Annotated in this window: 17 protein-coding genes and 1 pseudogene; 11 read left to right on the plus strand and 7 right to left on the minus strand. The window is 72.6% G+C overall.

Annotated features, from left to right (window positions below):
* Positions 1 to 567 (plus strand): annotated as a pseudogene (locus tag GKQ77_RS04155) (Tellurium resistance); the annotation flags it as partial.
* Between the two features lie 18 nt (positions 568 to 585).
* On the opposite strand, the gene GKQ77_RS04160 reads toward GKQ77_RS04155, so the two are convergent.
* A complete protein-coding gene (locus tag GKQ77_RS04160) occupies positions 586 to 1,773 on the minus strand; it encodes a glycosyltransferase (RefSeq protein ID WP_219687328.1) in 1,188 nt (395 codons plus the stop codon).
* Positions 1,774 to 1,831: 58 nt separating this feature from the next.
* Between GKQ77_RS04160 and GKQ77_RS04165 the strand changes: the two genes are divergently transcribed.
* The 7 genes from GKQ77_RS04165 to GKQ77_RS04195 all read left to right on the plus strand — a co-directional run bounded on the left by GKQ77_RS04165 (position 1,832) and on the right by GKQ77_RS04195 (position 9,919).
* Entirely contained in the window at positions 1,832 to 2,620 is a 789-nt protein-coding gene (locus tag GKQ77_RS04165) for a glutamate racemase (RefSeq protein WP_219687329.1), read from the plus strand.
* A 98-nt stretch (positions 2,621 to 2,718) separates the two neighbouring features.
* Positions 2,719 to 3,276 (plus strand): hypothetical protein, encoded by a 558-nt coding sequence (locus tag GKQ77_RS04170; RefSeq protein ID WP_219687330.1) that lies wholly within the window; start codon positions 2,719 to 2,721, stop codon positions 3,274 to 3,276.
* 73 nt (positions 3,277 to 3,349) lie between these two features.
* Positions 3,350 to 4,939 carry an apolipoprotein N-acyltransferase gene (lnt, locus tag GKQ77_RS04175; protein ID WP_219687331.1) on the plus strand — a complete coding sequence of 530 codons (1,590 nt, stop codon included), beginning with the start codon at positions 3,350 to 3,352 and terminating at the stop codon, positions 4,937 to 4,939.
* 9 nt (positions 4,940 to 4,948) lie between these two features.
* Positions 4,949 to 5,428 carry an NUDIX hydrolase gene (locus tag GKQ77_RS04180; protein WP_219687332.1) on the plus strand — a complete coding sequence of 160 codons (480 nt, stop codon included), beginning with the start codon at positions 4,949 to 4,951 and terminating at the stop codon, positions 5,426 to 5,428.
* Between the two features lie 94 nt (positions 5,429 to 5,522).
* Positions 5,523 to 6,713 (plus strand): methyltransferase, encoded by a 1,191-nt coding sequence (locus GKQ77_RS04185; RefSeq protein WP_219687333.1) that lies wholly within the window; start codon positions 5,523 to 5,525, stop codon positions 6,711 to 6,713.
* A 196-nt stretch (positions 6,714 to 6,909) separates the two neighbouring features.
* Complete coding sequence (locus GKQ77_RS04190; RefSeq protein ID WP_219687359.1) at positions 6,910 to 9,273, plus strand: phosphoketolase family protein; 2,364 nt, start codon at positions 6,910 to 6,912, stop codon at positions 9,271 to 9,273.
* The gene (locus GKQ77_RS04195; RefSeq protein ID WP_219687334.1) at positions 9,263 to 9,919 is read left to right on the plus strand and encodes an alpha-ketoglutarate-dependent dioxygenase AlkB family protein; all 657 of its coding nucleotides are present in this window, start codon (positions 9,263 to 9,265) and stop codon (positions 9,917 to 9,919) included. Before GKQ77_RS04190 ends, GKQ77_RS04195 begins: the two co-directional genes overlap by 11 nt.
* 12 nt (positions 9,920 to 9,931) lie before the next feature.
* Here the strand turns inward: GKQ77_RS04195 and GKQ77_RS04200 are convergent, their stop codons facing one another.
* Positions 9,932 to 10,426, minus strand: coding sequence for a methylated-DNA--[protein]-cysteine S-methyltransferase (locus tag GKQ77_RS04200; protein WP_219687335.1), 495 nt, complete (start codon positions 10,424 to 10,426; stop codon positions 9,932 to 9,934).
* A gap of 208 nt (positions 10,427 to 10,634) precedes the next feature.
* Here GKQ77_RS04200 and GKQ77_RS04205 point away from each other — a divergent pair, with 208 nt between their 5' ends.
* Complete coding sequence (locus GKQ77_RS04205) at positions 10,635 to 12,656, plus strand: NADPH-dependent 2,4-dienoyl-CoA reductase (protein ID WP_219687336.1); 2,022 nt, start codon at positions 10,635 to 10,637, stop codon at positions 12,654 to 12,656.
* A gap of 22 nt (positions 12,657 to 12,678) precedes the next feature.
* Entirely contained in the window at positions 12,679 to 13,212 is a 534-nt protein-coding gene (locus GKQ77_RS04210) for a PadR family transcriptional regulator (RefSeq protein ID WP_219687337.1), read from the plus strand.
* A 120-nt stretch (positions 13,213 to 13,332) separates the two neighbouring features.
* On the opposite strand, the gene GKQ77_RS04215 is transcribed toward GKQ77_RS04210, so the two are convergent.
* Together GKQ77_RS04215 and GKQ77_RS04220 are read right to left on the minus strand one after the other, a co-directional pair.
* Positions 13,333 to 13,842 (minus strand): hypothetical protein, encoded by a 510-nt coding sequence (locus GKQ77_RS04215; RefSeq protein ID WP_219687338.1) that lies wholly within the window; start codon positions 13,840 to 13,842, stop codon positions 13,333 to 13,335.
* 195 nt (positions 13,843 to 14,037) lie between these two features.
* Complete coding sequence (locus GKQ77_RS04220) at positions 14,038 to 14,466, minus strand: nuclear transport factor 2 family protein (protein WP_219687339.1); 429 nt, start codon at positions 14,464 to 14,466, stop codon at positions 14,038 to 14,040.
* Between the two features lie 136 nt (positions 14,467 to 14,602).
* Here GKQ77_RS04220 and GKQ77_RS04225 point away from each other — a divergent pair, with 136 nt between their 5' ends.
* The gene (locus GKQ77_RS04225) at positions 14,603 to 15,175 is read left to right on the plus strand and encodes a PadR family transcriptional regulator (protein WP_219687340.1); all 573 of its coding nucleotides are present in this window, start codon (positions 14,603 to 14,605) and stop codon (positions 15,173 to 15,175) included.
* 28 nt (positions 15,176 to 15,203) lie between these two features.
* On the opposite strand, the gene GKQ77_RS04230 is transcribed toward GKQ77_RS04225, so the two are convergent.
* The 3 genes from GKQ77_RS04230 to dhaL all read right to left on the minus strand — a co-directional run bounded on the left by GKQ77_RS04230 (position 15,204) and on the right by dhaL (position 17,364).
* Positions 15,204 to 16,190, minus strand: coding sequence for a fibronectin type III domain-containing protein (locus GKQ77_RS04230; RefSeq protein ID WP_308117539.1), 987 nt, complete (start codon positions 16,188 to 16,190; stop codon positions 15,204 to 15,206).
* A 144-nt stretch (positions 16,191 to 16,334) separates the two neighbouring features.
* Complete coding sequence (locus GKQ77_RS04235; protein ID WP_219687341.1) at positions 16,335 to 16,745, minus strand: PTS-dependent dihydroxyacetone kinase phosphotransferase subunit DhaM; 411 nt, start codon at positions 16,743 to 16,745, stop codon at positions 16,335 to 16,337.
* Complete coding sequence (gene dhaL, locus GKQ77_RS04240) at positions 16,738 to 17,364, minus strand: dihydroxyacetone kinase subunit DhaL (protein WP_219687342.1); 627 nt, start codon at positions 17,362 to 17,364, stop codon at positions 16,738 to 16,740. The genes GKQ77_RS04235 and dhaL overlap by 8 nt, the downstream gene beginning before the upstream one ends.
* Positions 17,365 to 17,390: the final 26 nt, after the last annotated feature.

The following is a 17,390-nucleotide window of genomic DNA, read 5'->3' on the forward strand; positions in this document are numbered from 1 at the left end:
GGCGGCATGCGCGTGAACCTCAACTGGCAGACGCGCAAACAGTTCAAGGGCTGGGGCGCGAAGCTCGGCAGAGCCGTCGCCATGCACGCCGATCTCGATCTGGACCTCTGCGCGCTCTACGAACTGACCGACGGCCGCAAGGGAGTCGTCCAGGCCCTGGGCAACGCCTTCGGAGCCCTGCACCAGCCCCCGTACATGCTGCTCGACGGTGACGACCGCACCGGCGCCGTGGACAGCGGCGAGAACCTCACCATCAACCTCGACCACATCAAGGACTTCCGCCGCATCGTCATCTTCGTGACGATCTACGAGGGTGCGCGCAGCTTCGCCGACCTCAACGCCACGGTCACCCTCCAGCCGCAGCACGGCGCCCCCGTCGACTTCTCCCTCGACGAGTGCACGGTCCCCTCGACGGTGTGCGCGCTGGCCCTCCTCACCAACAACGGCGGCGACCTCGTCGTCCAGCGCGAGGCCCGCTACCTCGTGCCGGAGCGCGGCGTCAGCCCCCAGCGCACCATCGACCACGCCTACGGCTGGGGCATGAACTGGACCCCCGGCAGGAAGTGACCGCGACGAAAAGACCGCTCAGTGCCGCTCCGGCGCGGGCTCCGCGGCGGTGTCCGGACGCGCGTACGTACGTCCCTTCCACGCCGCACCGCGCCCCCTGTAGTGCTGCACCGCCGAGTCCACGGTCATCAGGAGGTACAGGAAGGCGGTGGCGGGCAGCAGGGGAGCCAGCCAGAGCGGCTGCCCGTAGTAGCGGAGCATCGGCAGATACGTCCCGGCCATCACCAGCCACGCCAGGCCACCCGCCGCCGCTGCCGGGACGCTGCCGGTGACCAGGCCCGCGACGAGACAGACCGGGGGAGCGAGGTACACCACCGCGAGTCCGGCGACCGTGCCGACGAGCAGCAGGGGGTTGTGCCGCAGCTGGGCGTACGCGCTCCGCGAGACCATGCGCCACAGGTCCGCGAGGCGGGGATAGGGGCGGACGCTGTCGACGCGCTCGGCGAGCCCGAGCCAGAGGTGGCCGCCGGAGCGCCGCACCGCCCGCGCGAGCGCCACGTCGTCGATCACCGCGTGCCGGATGGCGTCGGGGATCCGCGCCCGCTCGGCGGCGTCGGCGCGCAGCAGGACGCAGCCGCCCGCCGCCGCCGTCGTCCGTGCCCCCTTCCGCCCGATCCGGCGGAAGGGATAGAGCTGCGCGAAGAAGTAGACGAACGCCGGCACCACAAGCCGCTCCCAAGGGCTGCGCACCCGCAGCCGGGCCATCTGCGAGACCAGGTCGAAACCGCCCGCCTCCGCGGCCGCCACCAACTCCCGCAGGCTGTCCGGCGCATGGGCGATGTCCGCGTCGGTCAGGAGCAGATACTCGGGCTCCCGCGCGCGGGCGAGGCCGATTCCGTGGCGCACCGCCCAGAGCTTGCCCGTCCACCCCTGGGGCGGTTCACCGGGGGAGCCGACGGTCAGCGGCAGGCCGCCGTGCCGCTCGGCCAGCGCCCGGGCAAGCTCGCCCGTACCGTCCGAGCTGCCGTCGTCGACGAGGAAGACCTCGGCCCGGCCCGGATAGTCCTGCGCGAGCAGCGTCGGCAGGCTCCTGGGCAGCATGTCGGCCTCGTCCCTGGCCGGTACGACGACACAGACCGACGGCCACCGGGCGGGCTCGCCGCGCGGTGGCAGACGCACGTCCGTACGCCAGAAGAAGCCCTGCCCCCACAGCAGCCACAGCCACGCGGTGAGTGATCCGGCGGCGGTCCACGCAACGGCGCTCATCCGCCGAAGTCTGCCCCACGGGACGGGGCCTGTGGGGCCCATCGACTATGGTGACCGGGTGAAGATCGCGCTCATGGACTCCGGTATCGGACTGCTCGCCGCGGCGGCCGCGGTGCGTCGCCTGCGGCCCGACGCCGATCTCGTGCTCTCCTCGGACCCCGACGGGATGCCGTGGGGACCGCGCACCCCGCAGGACCTCACCGCGCGGGCGCTCGCCGTCGCCGAGGCCGCCGCCGCGCACCGGCCCGACGCGCTGATCGTCGCCTGCAACACCGCGTCCGTGCACGCGCTGCCCGCCCTGCGGGCCCGGCTGGAGCCGGGGATCCCCGTCATCGGCACCGTGCCGGCCATCAAGCCCGCCGCCGCGAGCGGCGGACCCGTGGCCATCTGGGCCACGCCCGCCACCACCGGGAGCCCCTACCAGCGGGGCCTCATCGAGCAGTTCGCGAGCGAGGTGGCCGTCACCGAGGTGCCCTGCCCCGGCCTCGCCGACGCCGTGCAGTACGCGGACGAGAAGGCCATCGACGAGACGATCGCCGCCGCAGCCGCCCTCACTCCGCCCGAGGTAAGGACCGTCGTCCTGGGCTGCACCCATTACGAGCTGGTCGCCGAGCGTATCCGCGCCGCCGTGCAGCAGCCCCATCTGCCGCCCCTGGTGCTCCACGGCTCGGCCGGCGCCGTCGCCGCCCAGGCGCTGCGCAGGACCGGCGAGCGGCCCGGCGCCGCCCCCGACGCCACGGCTGCCGGTCTCACGGTGCTGCTCAGCGGCCGCGCGGAGCAGCTGCCCCGGGAGGCACTCACGTACGCCGAAGGGCGCATGCTCGCGGCGGTCAGCCCCGCGCTCTGACCCCCTGACCTTCCCGAAAATCTCCCCGACCCTACGCCGCGACGGTCACTCTCCGCGACGCGCTGCCTTCGCGCTGGAACGTGAGTAGTCTCGGAGGCATGAAGGACCGCGCCCACGAGGAACCCGTCGAGGGGGCCACGGCCGACGGCCTGCCCGAGGTCTGGACCGGCCGCGCGACCAACCGCGTCCAGTGGCTGCTCGCCTCTGCGGGCGCCGCCTGTCTGGCGCTCGGGATCACCCTCGCGGTCGGCTCCATGTGGACCTCGGGCATCGCCCCGCTCCTCATGTCCGTCGTGGGCTGCATCGCCGCCGGCCTCCTGATGCTCTTCGGGACCCTCGCCTTCGTCCATGTGGCCGTGAAGATCGACAAGGACTTCCTCGAAGTGCGCTGCGGCCACCTGGGCCTGCCGCGCCGCCACATCCCCCTCTCCCATGTCGTCGGCGCGGACTTCGCGCCCACGGTCACGCCCCGGCAGTGGGGCGGCTGGGGCTACCGCTGGCGGCCCGAGAAGGGCACGGCGGTCGTGGTCCGGCGCGGCGAGGGCGTGGTGATCAGGCTGGGCGACGGCCACAAGTTCACGGTGACGGTGGACGACGCCGAATCCGCGGTCCGCGCGATCCGGGCCCACCTGAAGCCCAGGGGCACACCGCTCTGACCCCTGCCGATGGGGCCTGCCGCGCGGGCGACCACGCTGTCGGCGCCCGGATGACGCGCCGTACACTCCCCGAGTGACCGCCACCACCACTCCCGTAGACGAGCCGGAACAGCTCGATCCGCAGCCCGCGCGGGGCTCTCGTGCCGAGCGCGTCCTGCGGGGGCTCGGGCCCGCCGCCGCGGCCGCCCTCTCCGGAGTACTGCTCTACGTCAGCTTCCCGCCCCGCACGCTGTGGTGGCTCGCGCTCCCCGCCTTCGCCGGTCTCGCCTGGTCCCTGCGTGGCCGCGGCTGGAAGGCGGGCCTCGGCCTCGGCTACCTCTTCGGCCTCGGCTTCCTCATGCCGCTCCTGGTGTGGACCGGCGTCGAGGTCGGCCCCGGCCCGTGGCTCGCGCTCGCCGCCATCGAGGCGGTCTTCGTCGCCCTGGTGGGCGCGGGGCTCGCGGCGGTCTCCCGGCTGCCCGGATACCCGCTCTGGGCGGCGGCCCTGTGGATCGCGGGAGAGGCGGCACGCGCGCGCGTGCCCTTCAGCGGCTTCCCGTGGGGAAAGGTCGCCTTCGGCCAGGCGGACGGCGTCTTCCTGCCGCTCGCCGCGCTCGGCGGCACCCCCGTGCTCGGGTTCGCGGTGGTCCTGTGCGGCTTCGGTCTTTACGAGATCGTGCGCCAGGCCCGTGTCGTACGTACCAGCCGGGTCCTGCGCCGGGGGGCGGCGGCCGTGGCCGTGCTCAGCGTGCTCGTGCCGCTCGTCGGCGCCTTCGCCGCGCGCCCGCTCGTCAGCGACGAGGCCGAGGACGGCACCGCGACCGTCGCCGCGATCCAGGGCAACGTCCCGCGCGCGGGACTCGGCTTCAACGCCCAGCGCCGCGCCGTCCTCGACCACCACGTACGCGAGACCGAACGGCTGGCCGCCCGGGTCAAGGCCGGCCAGATCAAGCGCCCGGACCTCGTGCTGTGGCCGGAGAACTCCTCCGACATCGACCCGTTCACCAACCCCGACGCGCGCCGGGAGATCGAGAACGCCGTCGAGGCGATCGGGGTGCCCGTCTCGGTGGGCGGTGTCGTCGAGAGCAAGGACGGCAAGCTCTACAACGAGCAGATCCTGTGGGACCCCGAGAAGGGCCCCACCAGCACCTACGACAAGCGGCAGATCCAGCCGTTCGGCGAGTACATCCCGCTGCGCGGCCTCATCGGCGTCTTCAGCAGCGACGTCGACATGGTCCGCCAGGACTTCAGCCGCGGCTCCGAACCCGGCGTCTTCACCATGGCGGGCACCAAGGTGGGCATCGCGACCTGCTACGAGGCCGCCTTCGACTGGGCCGTGCGCGACACCGTGACCCACGGCGCCCAGATCCTCTCGGTGCCCAGCAACAACGCCACGTTCGACCGCAGCGAGATGACCTACCAGCAGCTCGCGATGTCCCGCGTCCGCGCGGTCGAGCACAGCCGTGCCGTCACGGTCCCGGTGACCAGCGGCGTCAGCGCGGTGATCATGCCGGACGGCACGGTGAGGGCGAGGACGAAGTGGTTCACCGCCGACTCCCTTGTCGAGGACGTGCCGCTGCGCTCCTCGCGGACCCCGGCCACCAGGCTCGGCGTACTGCCCGAGGGCATCCTGGTGCTGGTCGCCGTGGGCGGCCTGGGCTGGGCGGTGGCCCGGCGCCGTTAGGGTCGGACCATGGCTACCCCTGACTTCATCCGCGCCCTCCGGGCCGACGCCGGCCAGCAGTTGCTCTGGCTCCCCGGCATCACCGCCATCGTCTTCGACGACGAGGGCAGAGTGCTGCTCGGACGGCGTTCCGACAACGGCAGGTGGTCGGCGATCGGCGGGATCCCGGAGCCGGGGGAGCAGCCCGCGGAGTGCGCGGTGCGCGAGGTGTACGAGGAGACCGCGGTGCGCTGCGTACCCGAGCGCGTAGTCCTCGTACAGGCACTCGAACCCGTCACCTACCCCAACGGCGACACCTGCCAGTTCATGGACATCACCCTGCGCTGCCGTGCCGTCGGCGGCGAGGCGTGCGTCAACGACGACGAGTCGCTGGAAGTGGCGTGGTTCTCCGTGGACGCGCTGCCCGACCTGCACGAGTTCTCGCTCTCCCGCATCAAGCAGGCACTCGCGGACGACCCCACGTGGTTCGAGCCGGTCCGGGAGCGGTGAGGCCCGCGGGCTGACCCCCGCGCCCCGGAGGCTCCCCGGCACCCTGTGGTCCCCTCCGTCGGCCCCGCGCGCCCTCCGTTAGCCTGAGGGCACGATGAACCGTTTGAGCACGTCATGGGGCGCGTACGACCTCACCCGCTTCCCGGAGGACCCCCGCGACCAGCTGCGCGCCTGGTCGGCGGCCGACGCCTATCTGCTGCGGCACCTCACGGGCGAGGAGGACGCGTCGCCCGTCGGACTCACCGGCACGGCGCCCGTCGATCTCAGCGGCACGGTGGCCGTCGTCGGCGACCGGTGGGGGGCGCTGACCACCGCCCTCGCGGGCCACGCACGCGTGCCGGTGCAGATCACCGACTCCTTCCTCGCCCAGCAGGCCACCCGGGCCAATCTGGCGCGGGCGGGCCACGCACCGGACGCGGCGCGGCTCCTGACGACCAGGGACGCTCCGCCCGCCCGGATCGACGTACTCCTGATCCGCGTACCGAAGAGCCTCGCGCTCCTGGAGGACCAGCTCCACCGGCTCGCGCCCGCCCTGCACGAGGGCACCGTCGTCATCGGCACCGGCATGGTCACCGAGATCCACACCTCGACCCTGGAGCTGTTCGAGCGGCTCGTCGGGCCGACGAAGACCTCGCTCGCCCGGCAGAAGGCGCGGCTCATCTTCAGCACCCCCGATCCGGCACGCACGCCCGGCCCCAGCCCGTGGCCCGGCAGCTATGTGCTGCCCGCCGACTCCGGTGCGGGCGCGGGCCTGACCGTCGTCAACCACGCGGGGATCTTCTGCGCCGACCGGCTCGACATCGGCACCCGCTTCTTCCTGAAGCACCTGCCTCGCGCCCGCGCCGGGGCGCACGTCGTCGACCTGGGCTGCGGCAACGGCGTCCTCGGCACCGCCGTGTCCGTCGCCGAACCGGGCGCGGACGTCACCTTCATCGACGAGTCGTTCCAGGCGGTCGCCTCCGCCGAGGCCACCTTCCGGGCCAACGCCGCCGAGGGCGCCAAGGCCGCTTTCGTGGCGGGCGACGCGCTCGCCGCCGTACCGCCGGGGAGTGTGGACCTCGTACTGAACAACCCGCCGTTCCACAGCCACCAGGCCACCACCGGCGCGACCGCCTGGCGCATGTTCAGCGGCGCGCGCGCCGCGCTGCGGCCCGGCGGTGAGCTGTGGGTGATCGGCAACCGCCACCTCGCCTACCACGTGAAACTCCGCAAGCTCTTCGGCAACGCGGAAGTCGTGGCGAGCGACCCGAAGTTCGTCGTGCTGCGGGCGACGAAGAGCCGGTGACGTGCCCGGGCGGTCCCTCTCGGGGCCGCCCAGCGCTCGCGGCGGCGCCGGGGCGGTGGCAGCGTCGGGGGGAGGAGTGCCGAGGCCGGACCGTTCCGTACGACTGATCCGGCGCTCCCGTGGAACCCGTGCCCCAGTCACGTATCCCCGGACCCCGCCGCACACCCGACCCTCGCGAGGAGACCTCATGGCGCCCATGGCGAAGGAGGACCTGGCGGCACTCGACGCACACTGGCGTGCCGCCAACTACCTGTCCGTCGGCCAGATCTATCTGATGGGCAACCCGCTGCTGACCGAGCCCCTGCGGCCCGAGCACATCAAGCCGCGCCTGCTGGGCCACTGGGGCACCTCACCCGGCCTCAACCTCGTGCACACCCATCTCAACCGCGTCATCAAGGAGCGCGACCTGGACGCGCTGTGCGTGTGGGGGCCCGGCCACGGCGGACCGGCCGTGCTCGCCAACTCGTGGCTCGAGGGCAGCTACACGCAGACCTATCCGGCCGTGACGCGGGACGCTGCGGGCATGGGGAAGCTGTTCCGACAGTTCTCGTTCCCCGGCGGCGTGCCGAGCCACGTCGCGCCCGAGACGCCCGGCTCGATCCACGAGGGCGGCGAGCTGGGCTACTCCCTCGCACACGCCTATGGAGCCGCCTTCGACAACCCCGGCCTGGTCGTGGCCTGTGTGATCGGTGACGGCGAGGCGGAGACCGGGCCACTGGCCGGATCCTGGCACTCCAACAAGTTTCTCGACCCCGTGCACGACGGCGCCGTCCTGCCCATCCTTCACCTCAACGGCTACAAGATCGCCAACCCGACGCTGCTCGCCCGGCTCCCCGACGCCGAACTGGACGCGCTGCTCAAGGGCTACGGCCACGAGCCGCTGTACGTCGCGGGCGACGACCCGCTCACGGTCCACCACACGATGGCCGAGGCCATGGACAAGGCGCTGGACCGGATCGCCGCCCTCCAGCGGGCCGCCCGCGGCGGCGGTGCGCACAGCCGCCACCGCTGGCCCGTGATCGTGCTGCGCACCCCCAAGGGCTGGACGGGACCCCGGTTCGTCGACGGGGAGCCGGTCGAGAACACCTGGCGCGCCCATCAGGTGCCGCTCTCCGGAGTCCGCGAGAACCCCGACCACCTGCGGCAGTTGGAGCAGTGGCTGCGCTCGTACCGCCCGGACGAACTCTTCGACGCGGACGGCGGCCCCACCGGGGAGGTCCTGGCGTGGGTGCCCGAGGGCGAGCGCCGGCTCGGCGCCACCCCGCACGCCAACGGGGGCCTGCTCAGCCGCCCGCTGCCCCTGCCGCCGCTCGAGCGCTTCGCCGTCACCGTCGACAAGCCCGGCACCACCCTGCACGAGCCGACGCGGGTCGCCGGCGAGCTGCTCGCCCAGGTGATGGCCGACACGGCCGGGCGCCGCGACTTCCGCGTCGTGGGCCCCGACGAGACGGAGTCCAACCGGCTCGGCGCGCTCTATGGCACCACCGGCAAGGCCTGGCAGGAGCGGACCCTCGACACCGACGAGCACCTGGCCCGCGACGGCCGCGTCATGGAAGTCCTCTCCGAACACCTGTGCCAGGGCTGGCTCGAGGGCTACACCCTCACCGGCCGGCACGGCCTGTTCTCCTGCTACGAGGCGTTCGTCCACATCGTCGACTCGATGGTCAACCAGCACATCAAGTGGCTGAAGACCTCGCGCTCCCTGCCCTGGCGCGAGGCCGTGCCGTCCCTCAACTACCTGCTCACCTCGCACGTGTGGCGCCAGGACCACAACGGCTTCTCGCACCAGGACCCCGGTTTCGTGGACCACGTGCTCAACAAGAGCCCCGATGTCGTACGCGTCTATCTGCCGCCGGACGCCAACACCCTGCTCTCGGTGACCGAGCACGTCCTGGCCAGCCGTGACTACGTCAACGTGGTCGTCGCGGGGAAACAGCCCTGCTTCGACTGGCTCTCCCTCGACGAGGCCCGTGCCCACTGCGCGCGCGGCGCGGGCGTCTGGGAGTGGGCGGGCACGGACGACGGCACGCGCGCTCCCGACGTGGTCCTCGCGTGCGCGGGCGATGTGCCCACCCAGGAGGTCCTGGCCGCGGCGGGGCTGCTGCGGGAGCTGCTGCCCGATCTCGCCGTGCGCGTCGTCAACGTCGTCGACATCGCCCGGCTGATGCCCCGCGAGGAGCACCCGCATGGCATGTCCGCCGCCGAGTTCGACACGCTGTTCACCCCGGACCGGCCGGTGATCTTCGCCTATCACGGCTATCCGTGGCTGATCCACCGCCTCGCCTACCGCCGCACCGGGCACGCGAACCTGCACGTGCGCGGCTACAAGGAGGCGGGCACGACGACCACGCCGTTCGACATGGTCGTCCGCAACGACCTCGACCGCTACCGCCTCGTCATGGACGTCATCGACCGCGTGCCCGGCCTCGCCGAGCGCGCCACGGACGTACGGCAGGCGATGGCCGACGCCCGCGCCCGCCACCACGACTGGATCCGCGAGCACGGCACCGACCTGCCGGAGGTCGCCGACTGGACGTGGCCGCAGACCAGTGGCGGATGAGCTGTTCCCCCGGGCCCGCACCGAGCTAGGCCCGGGGGCCGTGCACATCCCCGACTGGCTGACACCGGCGGAGCAGCTGCGGCTGGTCGAGGCGTGCAGGCAGTGGGCGAAGCCGCCCGCGGGACTGCGGCTGGTCAGGACGCCCGGGGGCGGGACGATGACGGCCCGGCAGTTCGGCCTGGGCTGGCACTGGTTTCCGTACGGGTACGCGCGCAGCGTCGTCGACGGGGACGGGGCGCCGGTGAAGCCGATGCCGCCATGGCTCGCCGATCTGGGGCGCTCGGCTGCCGAAGCGGCCGGTTACGGCGGCGAGGAGGCGTATGACATCGCGCTGGTCAACTTCTACGACGCCGACGCCCGTATGGGCATGCATCGCGACAGCGACGAGAAGTCCGGCGCGCCCGTGGTGTCGCTGAGCCTCGGCGATACGTGCGTCTTCCGCTTCGGCAACCCGCAGACACGTACGAAGCCGTACACGGACATCGAGCTGCGCAGCGGCGACCTCGTGGTCTTCGGGGGGCCGTCCCGCCTCTCCTACCACGGGGTGCCGCGCGTGCTGCCCGGCACGGCGCCGCCCGCGCTCGACCTGACCGGGAGACTGAACATCACATTGCGGGTGAGCGGACTGCGGGACGAGGGGCCGTGAGCCCGCGGCTTCTCAGGCCTCCAGGTCGAGCAGCTGCCGCTTGCGCTCAAGGCCGCCCGCGTACCCGGTGAGGGAGCCGTCGGCGCCGATCACCCGGTGGCAGGGGCGGACCACGAGCAGGGGATTGCGGCCGATGGCCGTGCCGAGTGCCCGGACGGCGGCGCGGGAGAGGCCCAGCTGCTCGGCGAGCCGTCCGTAGGTGGTCGTGGTGCCGTAGGGAACCGTTTCCAGGGCGTCCCAGACCTTGCGCTGGAAGGCGGTGCCCGCCCCGGCGGCGTACTCGATGCCGAAGTGGGTCAGGCTCCCCGCGAAGTACGAACGCAGCTGTGCGGCGATGGACTCGAAGGCCCTGTCGTCGCGGACCCAGCCGTCCAGGACGACGGCCGCGCCCTTCTGGCCCGGCATGGACAGCGAGGCGAGCGCGGTGCCGCCCTTGGCGGTGGGCGAGGCCTCGCCCACCAGCAGCAGCTCGCCCAGCGGGCTGTCGATCGTCGTGTAGACGGTCATCGGACTCTCCTCGGGTTTTCCTGTGACTGGCATCCAGTCTGCGTCCCGCGCGGGGCGGCGGCTGGCGGGATTCGGACACGACGCTCGGGTGGCGCCCCGGTGACCCCTGCGAGCCATGAGACACCGCTCACGCTTTATGCAACTAGTTGCACAACGCTTCGGGCGTCGTCTACAACTGTCCTGTAGACACCGCGTACGGAGGGCCCGCATGAGCCGTTACCCGAACCTGCTGAACCCGCTCGACCTGGGCTTCACCACCCTGCCCAACCGGGTCCTGATGGGCTCCATGCACGTGGGCCTGGAAGAGGCGCCGAACGGGTTCGCGCGCATGGCGGAGTTCTACGCGACCCGCGCGCGCGGCGGCGTCGGCCTCATCGTCACCGGCGGCATCGCCCCGAACGACGCGGGGCGCCCCTACGAGGGCGGCGCCAAGCTGACCACCGAGGCCGAGGCGGAGCAGCACGCGGGCATCACCGCCGCCGTGCACGCCGAGGGCGGCAGGATCGCGATGCAGATCCTGCACTTCGGGCGGTACGCCTACCACGACAAGCTGGTCGCGCCGAGCGCGCTCCAGGCGCCCATCAGCCCCTTCGTGCCCCGCGAACTCACCGACGACGAGGTCGAGCAGACCATCGAGGACTTCGTCCGCGCCGCCGAACTGGCCAAGTCCGCGGGGTACGACGGCGTCGAGATCATGGGCTCCGAGGGCTATCTGATCAACGAGTTCATCGCGGCCCCCACCAACCGGCGCACCGACCGCTGGGGCGGCGCCTACGAGAACCGCGTCCGCTTCCCCGTCGAGATCGTCCGCCGCACCCGTGAGCGCGTCGGCCCGGACTTCATCCTCATCTACCGCCTCTCCATGCTCGACCTGGTCCCCGGCGGCTCCACCCTCGACGAGGTCATCCACCTCGCCAAGGAGATCGAGGCCGCGGGCGCGACGATCATCAACACCGGTATCGGCTGGCACGAGGCCCGCATCCCCACCATCGCGACCTCGGTGCCGCGCGGCGCGTACACCTTCGTCACGAAGAAGGTGATGGGCGAGGTCTCCGTGCCGCTCGTCACCACCAACCGCATCAACACCCCCGAGATCGCCGAGCAGTTGCTCGCCGACGGCGCCGCCGACATGGTGTCCCTGGCCCGCCCGCTCCTCGCCGACCCCGACTTCGTCGCCAAGGCCAAGGCCGAGCAGTCCGACGCGATCAACACCTGCATCGGCTGCAACCAGGCCTGCCTGGACCACACGTTCAACCTCCAGATCACCTCCTGCCTGGTCAATCCGCGCGCCTGCCACGAGACCGAGCTGGTGCTCTCGCCGACCCGCACCAAGAAGAGCATCGCCGTCGTCGGCGCGGGCCCCGCCGGACTCGCCTTCGCCGTCTCGGCGGCCGAGCGCGGCCACGACGTGACGCTCTTCGACGCCGCCCCGGAGATCGGCGGGCAGCTCAACGTCGCCCGCAAGGTCCCCGGCAAGGAGGAGTTCGACGAGACCCTGCGCTACTTCCGCACCCAGCTCCGACTGCGGGGCGTACGCGTCGAGCTGAACACCGTCGTCACCGCCGAGGAGCTTGCCGCTGGCGCGTACGACGAAGTGGTCGTCGCCACCGGCGTCACCCCCCGCACCCCCGACATCCCCGGCATCGACCACCCCAGCGTCGTCGGCTACCTCGACGTGCTGCGCGGCGGCGCGCCCGTGGGGGAGCGGGTCGCGATCCTCGGCGCGGGCGGCATCGGTTTCGACGTCGCCGAGTACCTCACCGACGGCGGCGAGAAGGCGAGCCTGGACCCGGCGACGTACTTCCGCCAGTGGGGCGTCGACATGGAGTACCGCGGGCGCGGCGGCCTCACCGAGCCGGAGCGGCCCACCCCGCCGCGCACGGTCCATCTGCTCCAGCGCAAGACGTCCAAGGTCGGCGCGGGCCTCGGCAAGACCACGGGCTGGATCCACCGCACCGAGCTGCGCCACCGCGGCGTCGCGATGGTGGCGGGCGCGAGCTACGACCTCATCGACGACGCGGGCCTGCACATCACCGTCGACGGCGTCTCCTCGGTCCTGCCCGTCGACACCATCGTCCTGTGCACCGGCCAGGAACCGCGTCGCGGCCTGTACGAGGAACTGCTCGCCGCCGGGTGCGCCGCGCACCTCATCGGCGGCGCGGACGTGGCCGCCGAGCTGGACGCCAAGCGCGCCATCAAGCAGGGCACGGAGCTGGCCGCGGCCCTGTGAGCCCGTCCTTAGGATGGCCCCCATGTCACTCCCGCACGCGATCCTCACCGCCCTCCTGGAGAAGCCGTCGTCGGGGCTCGAACTGACTCGCAGGTTCGACAAGTCGATCGGCTACTTCTGGTCGGCCACGCACCAGCAGATCTACCGCGAGCTGGGCAGGCTGGAGCGCGAGGGGGCGATCCGCGCGCTGCCCCGGCAAGGGGCGACGCGCGGCCAGAAGAAGGAGTACGAGGTCCTGCCGGCGGGCCGCGCCGAACTGGCCCGCTGGACCGCCGCGAGCCAGGACCCGAAGCCGATGCGCGACACCCTTCTGCTGCGGCTGCGGGCCGCGGCGGTCGTCGGCACGGACGGCATCGAGGCGGATCTGCACCGCCATCTCGACCTGCACCGGCGCCAGTTGGCGGAGTATGAGGAGATCGAGCGGCGCGACTTCCCCCCGGGGAGGGACGCCGTCGAGGACCGGCTGCGCCATGTGGTGCTGCGCGCGGGCATCGACCTGGAGACGTTCTGGACGCGGTGGCTCACGCGGACGATCGAGGAGCTGGAAGCGGGGTAGGCCTGGGCCGGGCCGTACGGCGACCGCGGCGGGCGGGTCCACATGCGGCGGCTGCCGCCCACCCGGCGTGAGGTCGGGTGGGCGGCAGCCGTGGGTGCCGCTGTCGTTCTGGATCCGGCGTCAGAGCCGGTTGCCCGCCGCGGCACGTCGCCGCAGGTACCAGACGCCTCCGCCCGCCGCCGCCATGGCCACCAGGGCCCCGCCGGTGACGAGCGTGAGCGTGCCCCGGTCCTCCGAACCGCCCCCGAGTCCGCCCCGGACACCGCGCGAGGGCGCGGCCGTCGAGGAGGCCGTCGGCGTGGTGCCGACGGTGACGGTCTGAGGCCCGGCCTGCGAGCCGTCCTGGCAAGCGACCAGGACCGTGTAGGTGCCGGCACTGACATTCCGCCAGATGGCGCTGCCGTTCGACAGCGGCATCTGTTGACCTCCGGCGAAGCTCGCGTTTCCGCCGCCCATCAGTGAGGCCGTCCCGCCCGTGGCACACGCCGCGGTGGTGACCTGCACGGTGGACCCGGTGGCGGTGACGGTGATCCCGCCACCCGCGAACGCCGACGGAGCGGCCAGCGCCAGCGGCAGCGCGGCGGCGGCTACGGTCAGGCCGGCACGGACATATATCTGAGTTGTACGCATGCGTCTGCCCTCCGGTGGCACGGGAGGCGGTACAACCCATGCGCCGCCGCGAATCGGGGAACGCCCGTGCTACCTGACGAAGAGCCAACGTGCCGTGGGCCGGGACCGCATGCGGGCTGCCTCCGGGCAGGTGACGGAATCCTTCGTCCGGCGCACAGCTGACCCGCCGTCACCTGCCCCGGGGGCTCGGGGGGCCTACTCGTCGGCCGGGACCAGTCCGTCCGCGACCAGGCCCTCGTGCACCGCCTGCCCCAGCGCCCGCACCGCGGACTGCGGGCGCACCATCACGGTGAATTCCTTGATCCGGCCCTCCGCGTCGAAGTGCAGCAGGTCGATGCCGTGGATCTCCTTGCCCCGCACGGTGGCGCGGAAGAGCAGGACGGCCGACTCGGCCTCGCTGCCGTCCGCGCTCGTCCGCGACTCTCCGGCGAACGACCCCACGTACCGGAAGTCCTCGAACGTCCGCAGCAGCACGCCGAGGAGCCCGAGCAGCATCGGCCTGCCCTCGAAGGGCGTGAACTTCACCGGGCTGTAGAAGCGGATGTCCGGCGTGAGCAGCTCCTCCAGCGCGTCGAGGTCGCCCTTCTCGACGAGGGCGCGGAAGCGGGCGGCGGTGGGGTGCATGAGGATCCTCCGAGGTGATGGTCGGTCGCAGCAACGGCCATAGTCATAGTCATCAATCTGACTATTCAGATTGATGACTATGATGGGGGTGCGAGGCAGCGAAAGAAAGAGGCGGCGAAAGAAGGGGATCCACGCGATGGCTCTGCGGCACGCGGTGCTCGCGGCACTGCTGGACGGCGAGTACAGCGGCTACCAGCTGGCCAAGGGTTTCGACATCGGCGTGGCCAACTTCTGGCACGCGCTGCCCCAGCAGCTCTACGCCGAACTCGCCAAGCTGGAGACGGAAGGCCTGGTCACCGGCCGGGAGGTGGTCCAGGAAGGCCGCCCGAACAAGCGGCTGTTCCGCGTCACCGAGGCGGGTCTCGCCGAGATGGAACGGTTCGTGGCACGCGCCGCCAAGCCGTCCTTCATCCGTGACGACCTGCTGGTCAAGGTGCAGGCCATCGACGGCGTCGCCGCCGGACCGGTGATCGAGCAGCTCACCGAGCGCGCCCAGATGGCAGACGCCAAGATCGAGCTGCTCGAAAAGCTGCTCGTGAAGCTGCGCGGTGGCGCGGACGAGGAGGAGTTCCTGCGGACCGGCGAGCGCGTCGGCACCTATCTGACCTGTCTGCGCGGGCTCGCCTTCGAACGCGAGTCCCGCGACTGGTGCCGGCGCGCGGCGGCCCTGCTGAGCGAGCGGGCGGCCGCGGCACGCGGGCAGGACTGAGGGGCGCGGGCACGGCTGAGGGGCGGGCTCAGCCCGTGGTGACCGTCCGTTCGGGGGAGTAGGCGCCCCACGTCCCGTCGGGCAGCCTCGGGCGGATCCGTACCTGGTGCCGTTCACCGGCCTTCCTGCCGATGTAGAAGCTGTGCTCGGCCTTGTCCCGCGGCGCCGTCCCGCCGAAGACGAGCGAGGTGGCGGTGCGGCCGTCCAGCTGGATCTGATACTCCGTCACCGCGCCGCCCGTGCGCGGCGGCGTCCAGGTCAGATCGATGTAGTACGCCCCGTCGGCGCGGTGCGTCGCGGCGCGGAAGCCGGTGGGTGCCGTCTTGCGCCCCGACTCCTTCCCCGCGGCGGTGGTGAGGCGGACCTCGGGGCTCGCGGGCGAGAAGTTGTCGGCGGCGTCGCGCGCCTTGACCGTGAAGGTGTAGTCGGTGCCGGGCCGCAACCCGGTGACCAGCGTCGCGGTCTGCCCGCCGCCCACGCTGTGGATCTTCGAGGCGCCCTGATAGATCTCGTACGAGGCCACGCCTCGGTTGTCCGACGACTTCCCCCAGGTCAGCATCGCCGACCGGCTCCCCTCCGCCTCGCCGCGAAGCCGCGCGGGCCGGGACGGAGGCTCGCGGTCGGCGGCCGTAGCGGCGGGCGTCGTGACGGACAGTCTCCTGCTGTCCGGACTCACGTTCCCCTCGGCGTCACGGGCGCGCACCGTGAAGGCGTACGTCGTCGACGGCTTCAGGCCGGTGATGTCCACCATGTGCTTACCGCCGGGTACTTCCTTGACCTTCTTGGCGTCGCGGTACACCTCGTAGCCGGTCACCTCGGTGTCGTCGGTGGCCTGGTTCCACATGACGTGGGCGGTGGTGGCGCTGCCCGCCTCCACGGTGAGGCCGCGGGGTGCCGCCGGGGGCCGGGTGTCCTGCCGGTCGTCCTGGCCGCTCCAGCCGCAGCCGCCGAGCGCGGCCGCGCTGAGGGCGGCCAGCAGGGCCAGGGGGGTGGTCAGCCGGAGGGTCCGTCGCACGGTGCTGCCTGCCTTCCACTCGGCGGCATTGGTCCGGACCTATTTGACACGGGTGACGGGGGCACATCAAGAGGGCGGACATCGTGCGCACGAGAACGGTGACCGACTCCGGCCGTCACCATGGAACCGCCGGCCGCCCGGGGCTCACACCTTGCGATAGTCGTACGCCTCCATGGCCGCCGCCTCCACCGCGGCGAGGTCCGCCCCGGCCGACGCGGTCACCACGGCCGCCACCGCTCCCTCCACGAACGGGGCGTCCACCAGGCGTGCGCCGTCCGGGAGTTCGTCGCCCTCGGCGACGAGAGCCTTGACGGTGAGGACGGCGCTGCCGAGGTCGGTGAGGATCGCGACGCCCGCACCCCGGTCGACCCGCGCCGCGGCCGCCGAGATCAGCTCCGCGCTCGTCCCGAACCCCCCGTCCTCCGTCCCGCCCGCGGCCGCCACGGGGGCGAGGGCGCCGCCCCCGGCCAGCCCCGTGGCGAGGGCGGCGACCGCCTCGGCGACGGGACCGCTGTGCGACACGAGGACGACGCCGACCAACGGTTCGTCAGCCATGGCCGGGCTCCCGCCCGTCCGTGCCGCGCGCGGCGTCGGCCAGCGCCTCGAAGAGCAGTGCCGAGGAGGTCGCGCCCGGGTCCTGGTGGCCGACGCTGCGCTCGCCCAGGTAGCTGGCCCGGCCCTTGCGCGCCCGCATCGGCGTCGTCGCGAGCGCGCCCTCCTGCGCGGCGTCGCGCGCCGCGCCGAAGGACGTGCCGAGCGCGTCGACGCCGGGGACGAGCGCGTCCAGCATCGTCTTGTCACCGGGCGCGGCGCCGCCGAGCGCGGCCACGGCGTCGACGCCGGTACGCAGCGCCTCGGCGAACCGCGCCTCGTCGACCTCGCTGTCGTCGCCGAGCGCCTTGCCGGCGCGGCGCAGCAGGGTGCCGTAGAGCGGCCCCGACGCGCCGCCCACGGTGGAGATCAACTGCCGCCCGGCCAGGGTGAGGACGGCGCCGGGGGTGGCGGGCGCCTCCTTCTCCAGGACGGCGGCGACAGCGGTGAAGCCGCGCTGGAGGTTGCTGCCGTGGTCGGCGTCGCCGATGGGCGAGTCCAGCTCCGTGAGCCGGGCCGCCTCGCGGTCGACGGCCTGGGCGGCGGTCGTCAGCCAGCGGCGGAAGAAGTCGGCGTCGAGCACAGGTTCTCCTTGCGTGATCGGGGGAC

Origin of the sequence: Streptomyces anatolicus, from assembly GCF_019400875.1 — a bacterium.
In the GTDB taxonomy this organism is placed as follows: domain Bacteria; phylum Actinomycetota; class Actinomycetes; order Streptomycetales; family Streptomycetaceae; genus Streptomyces; species Streptomyces anatolicus.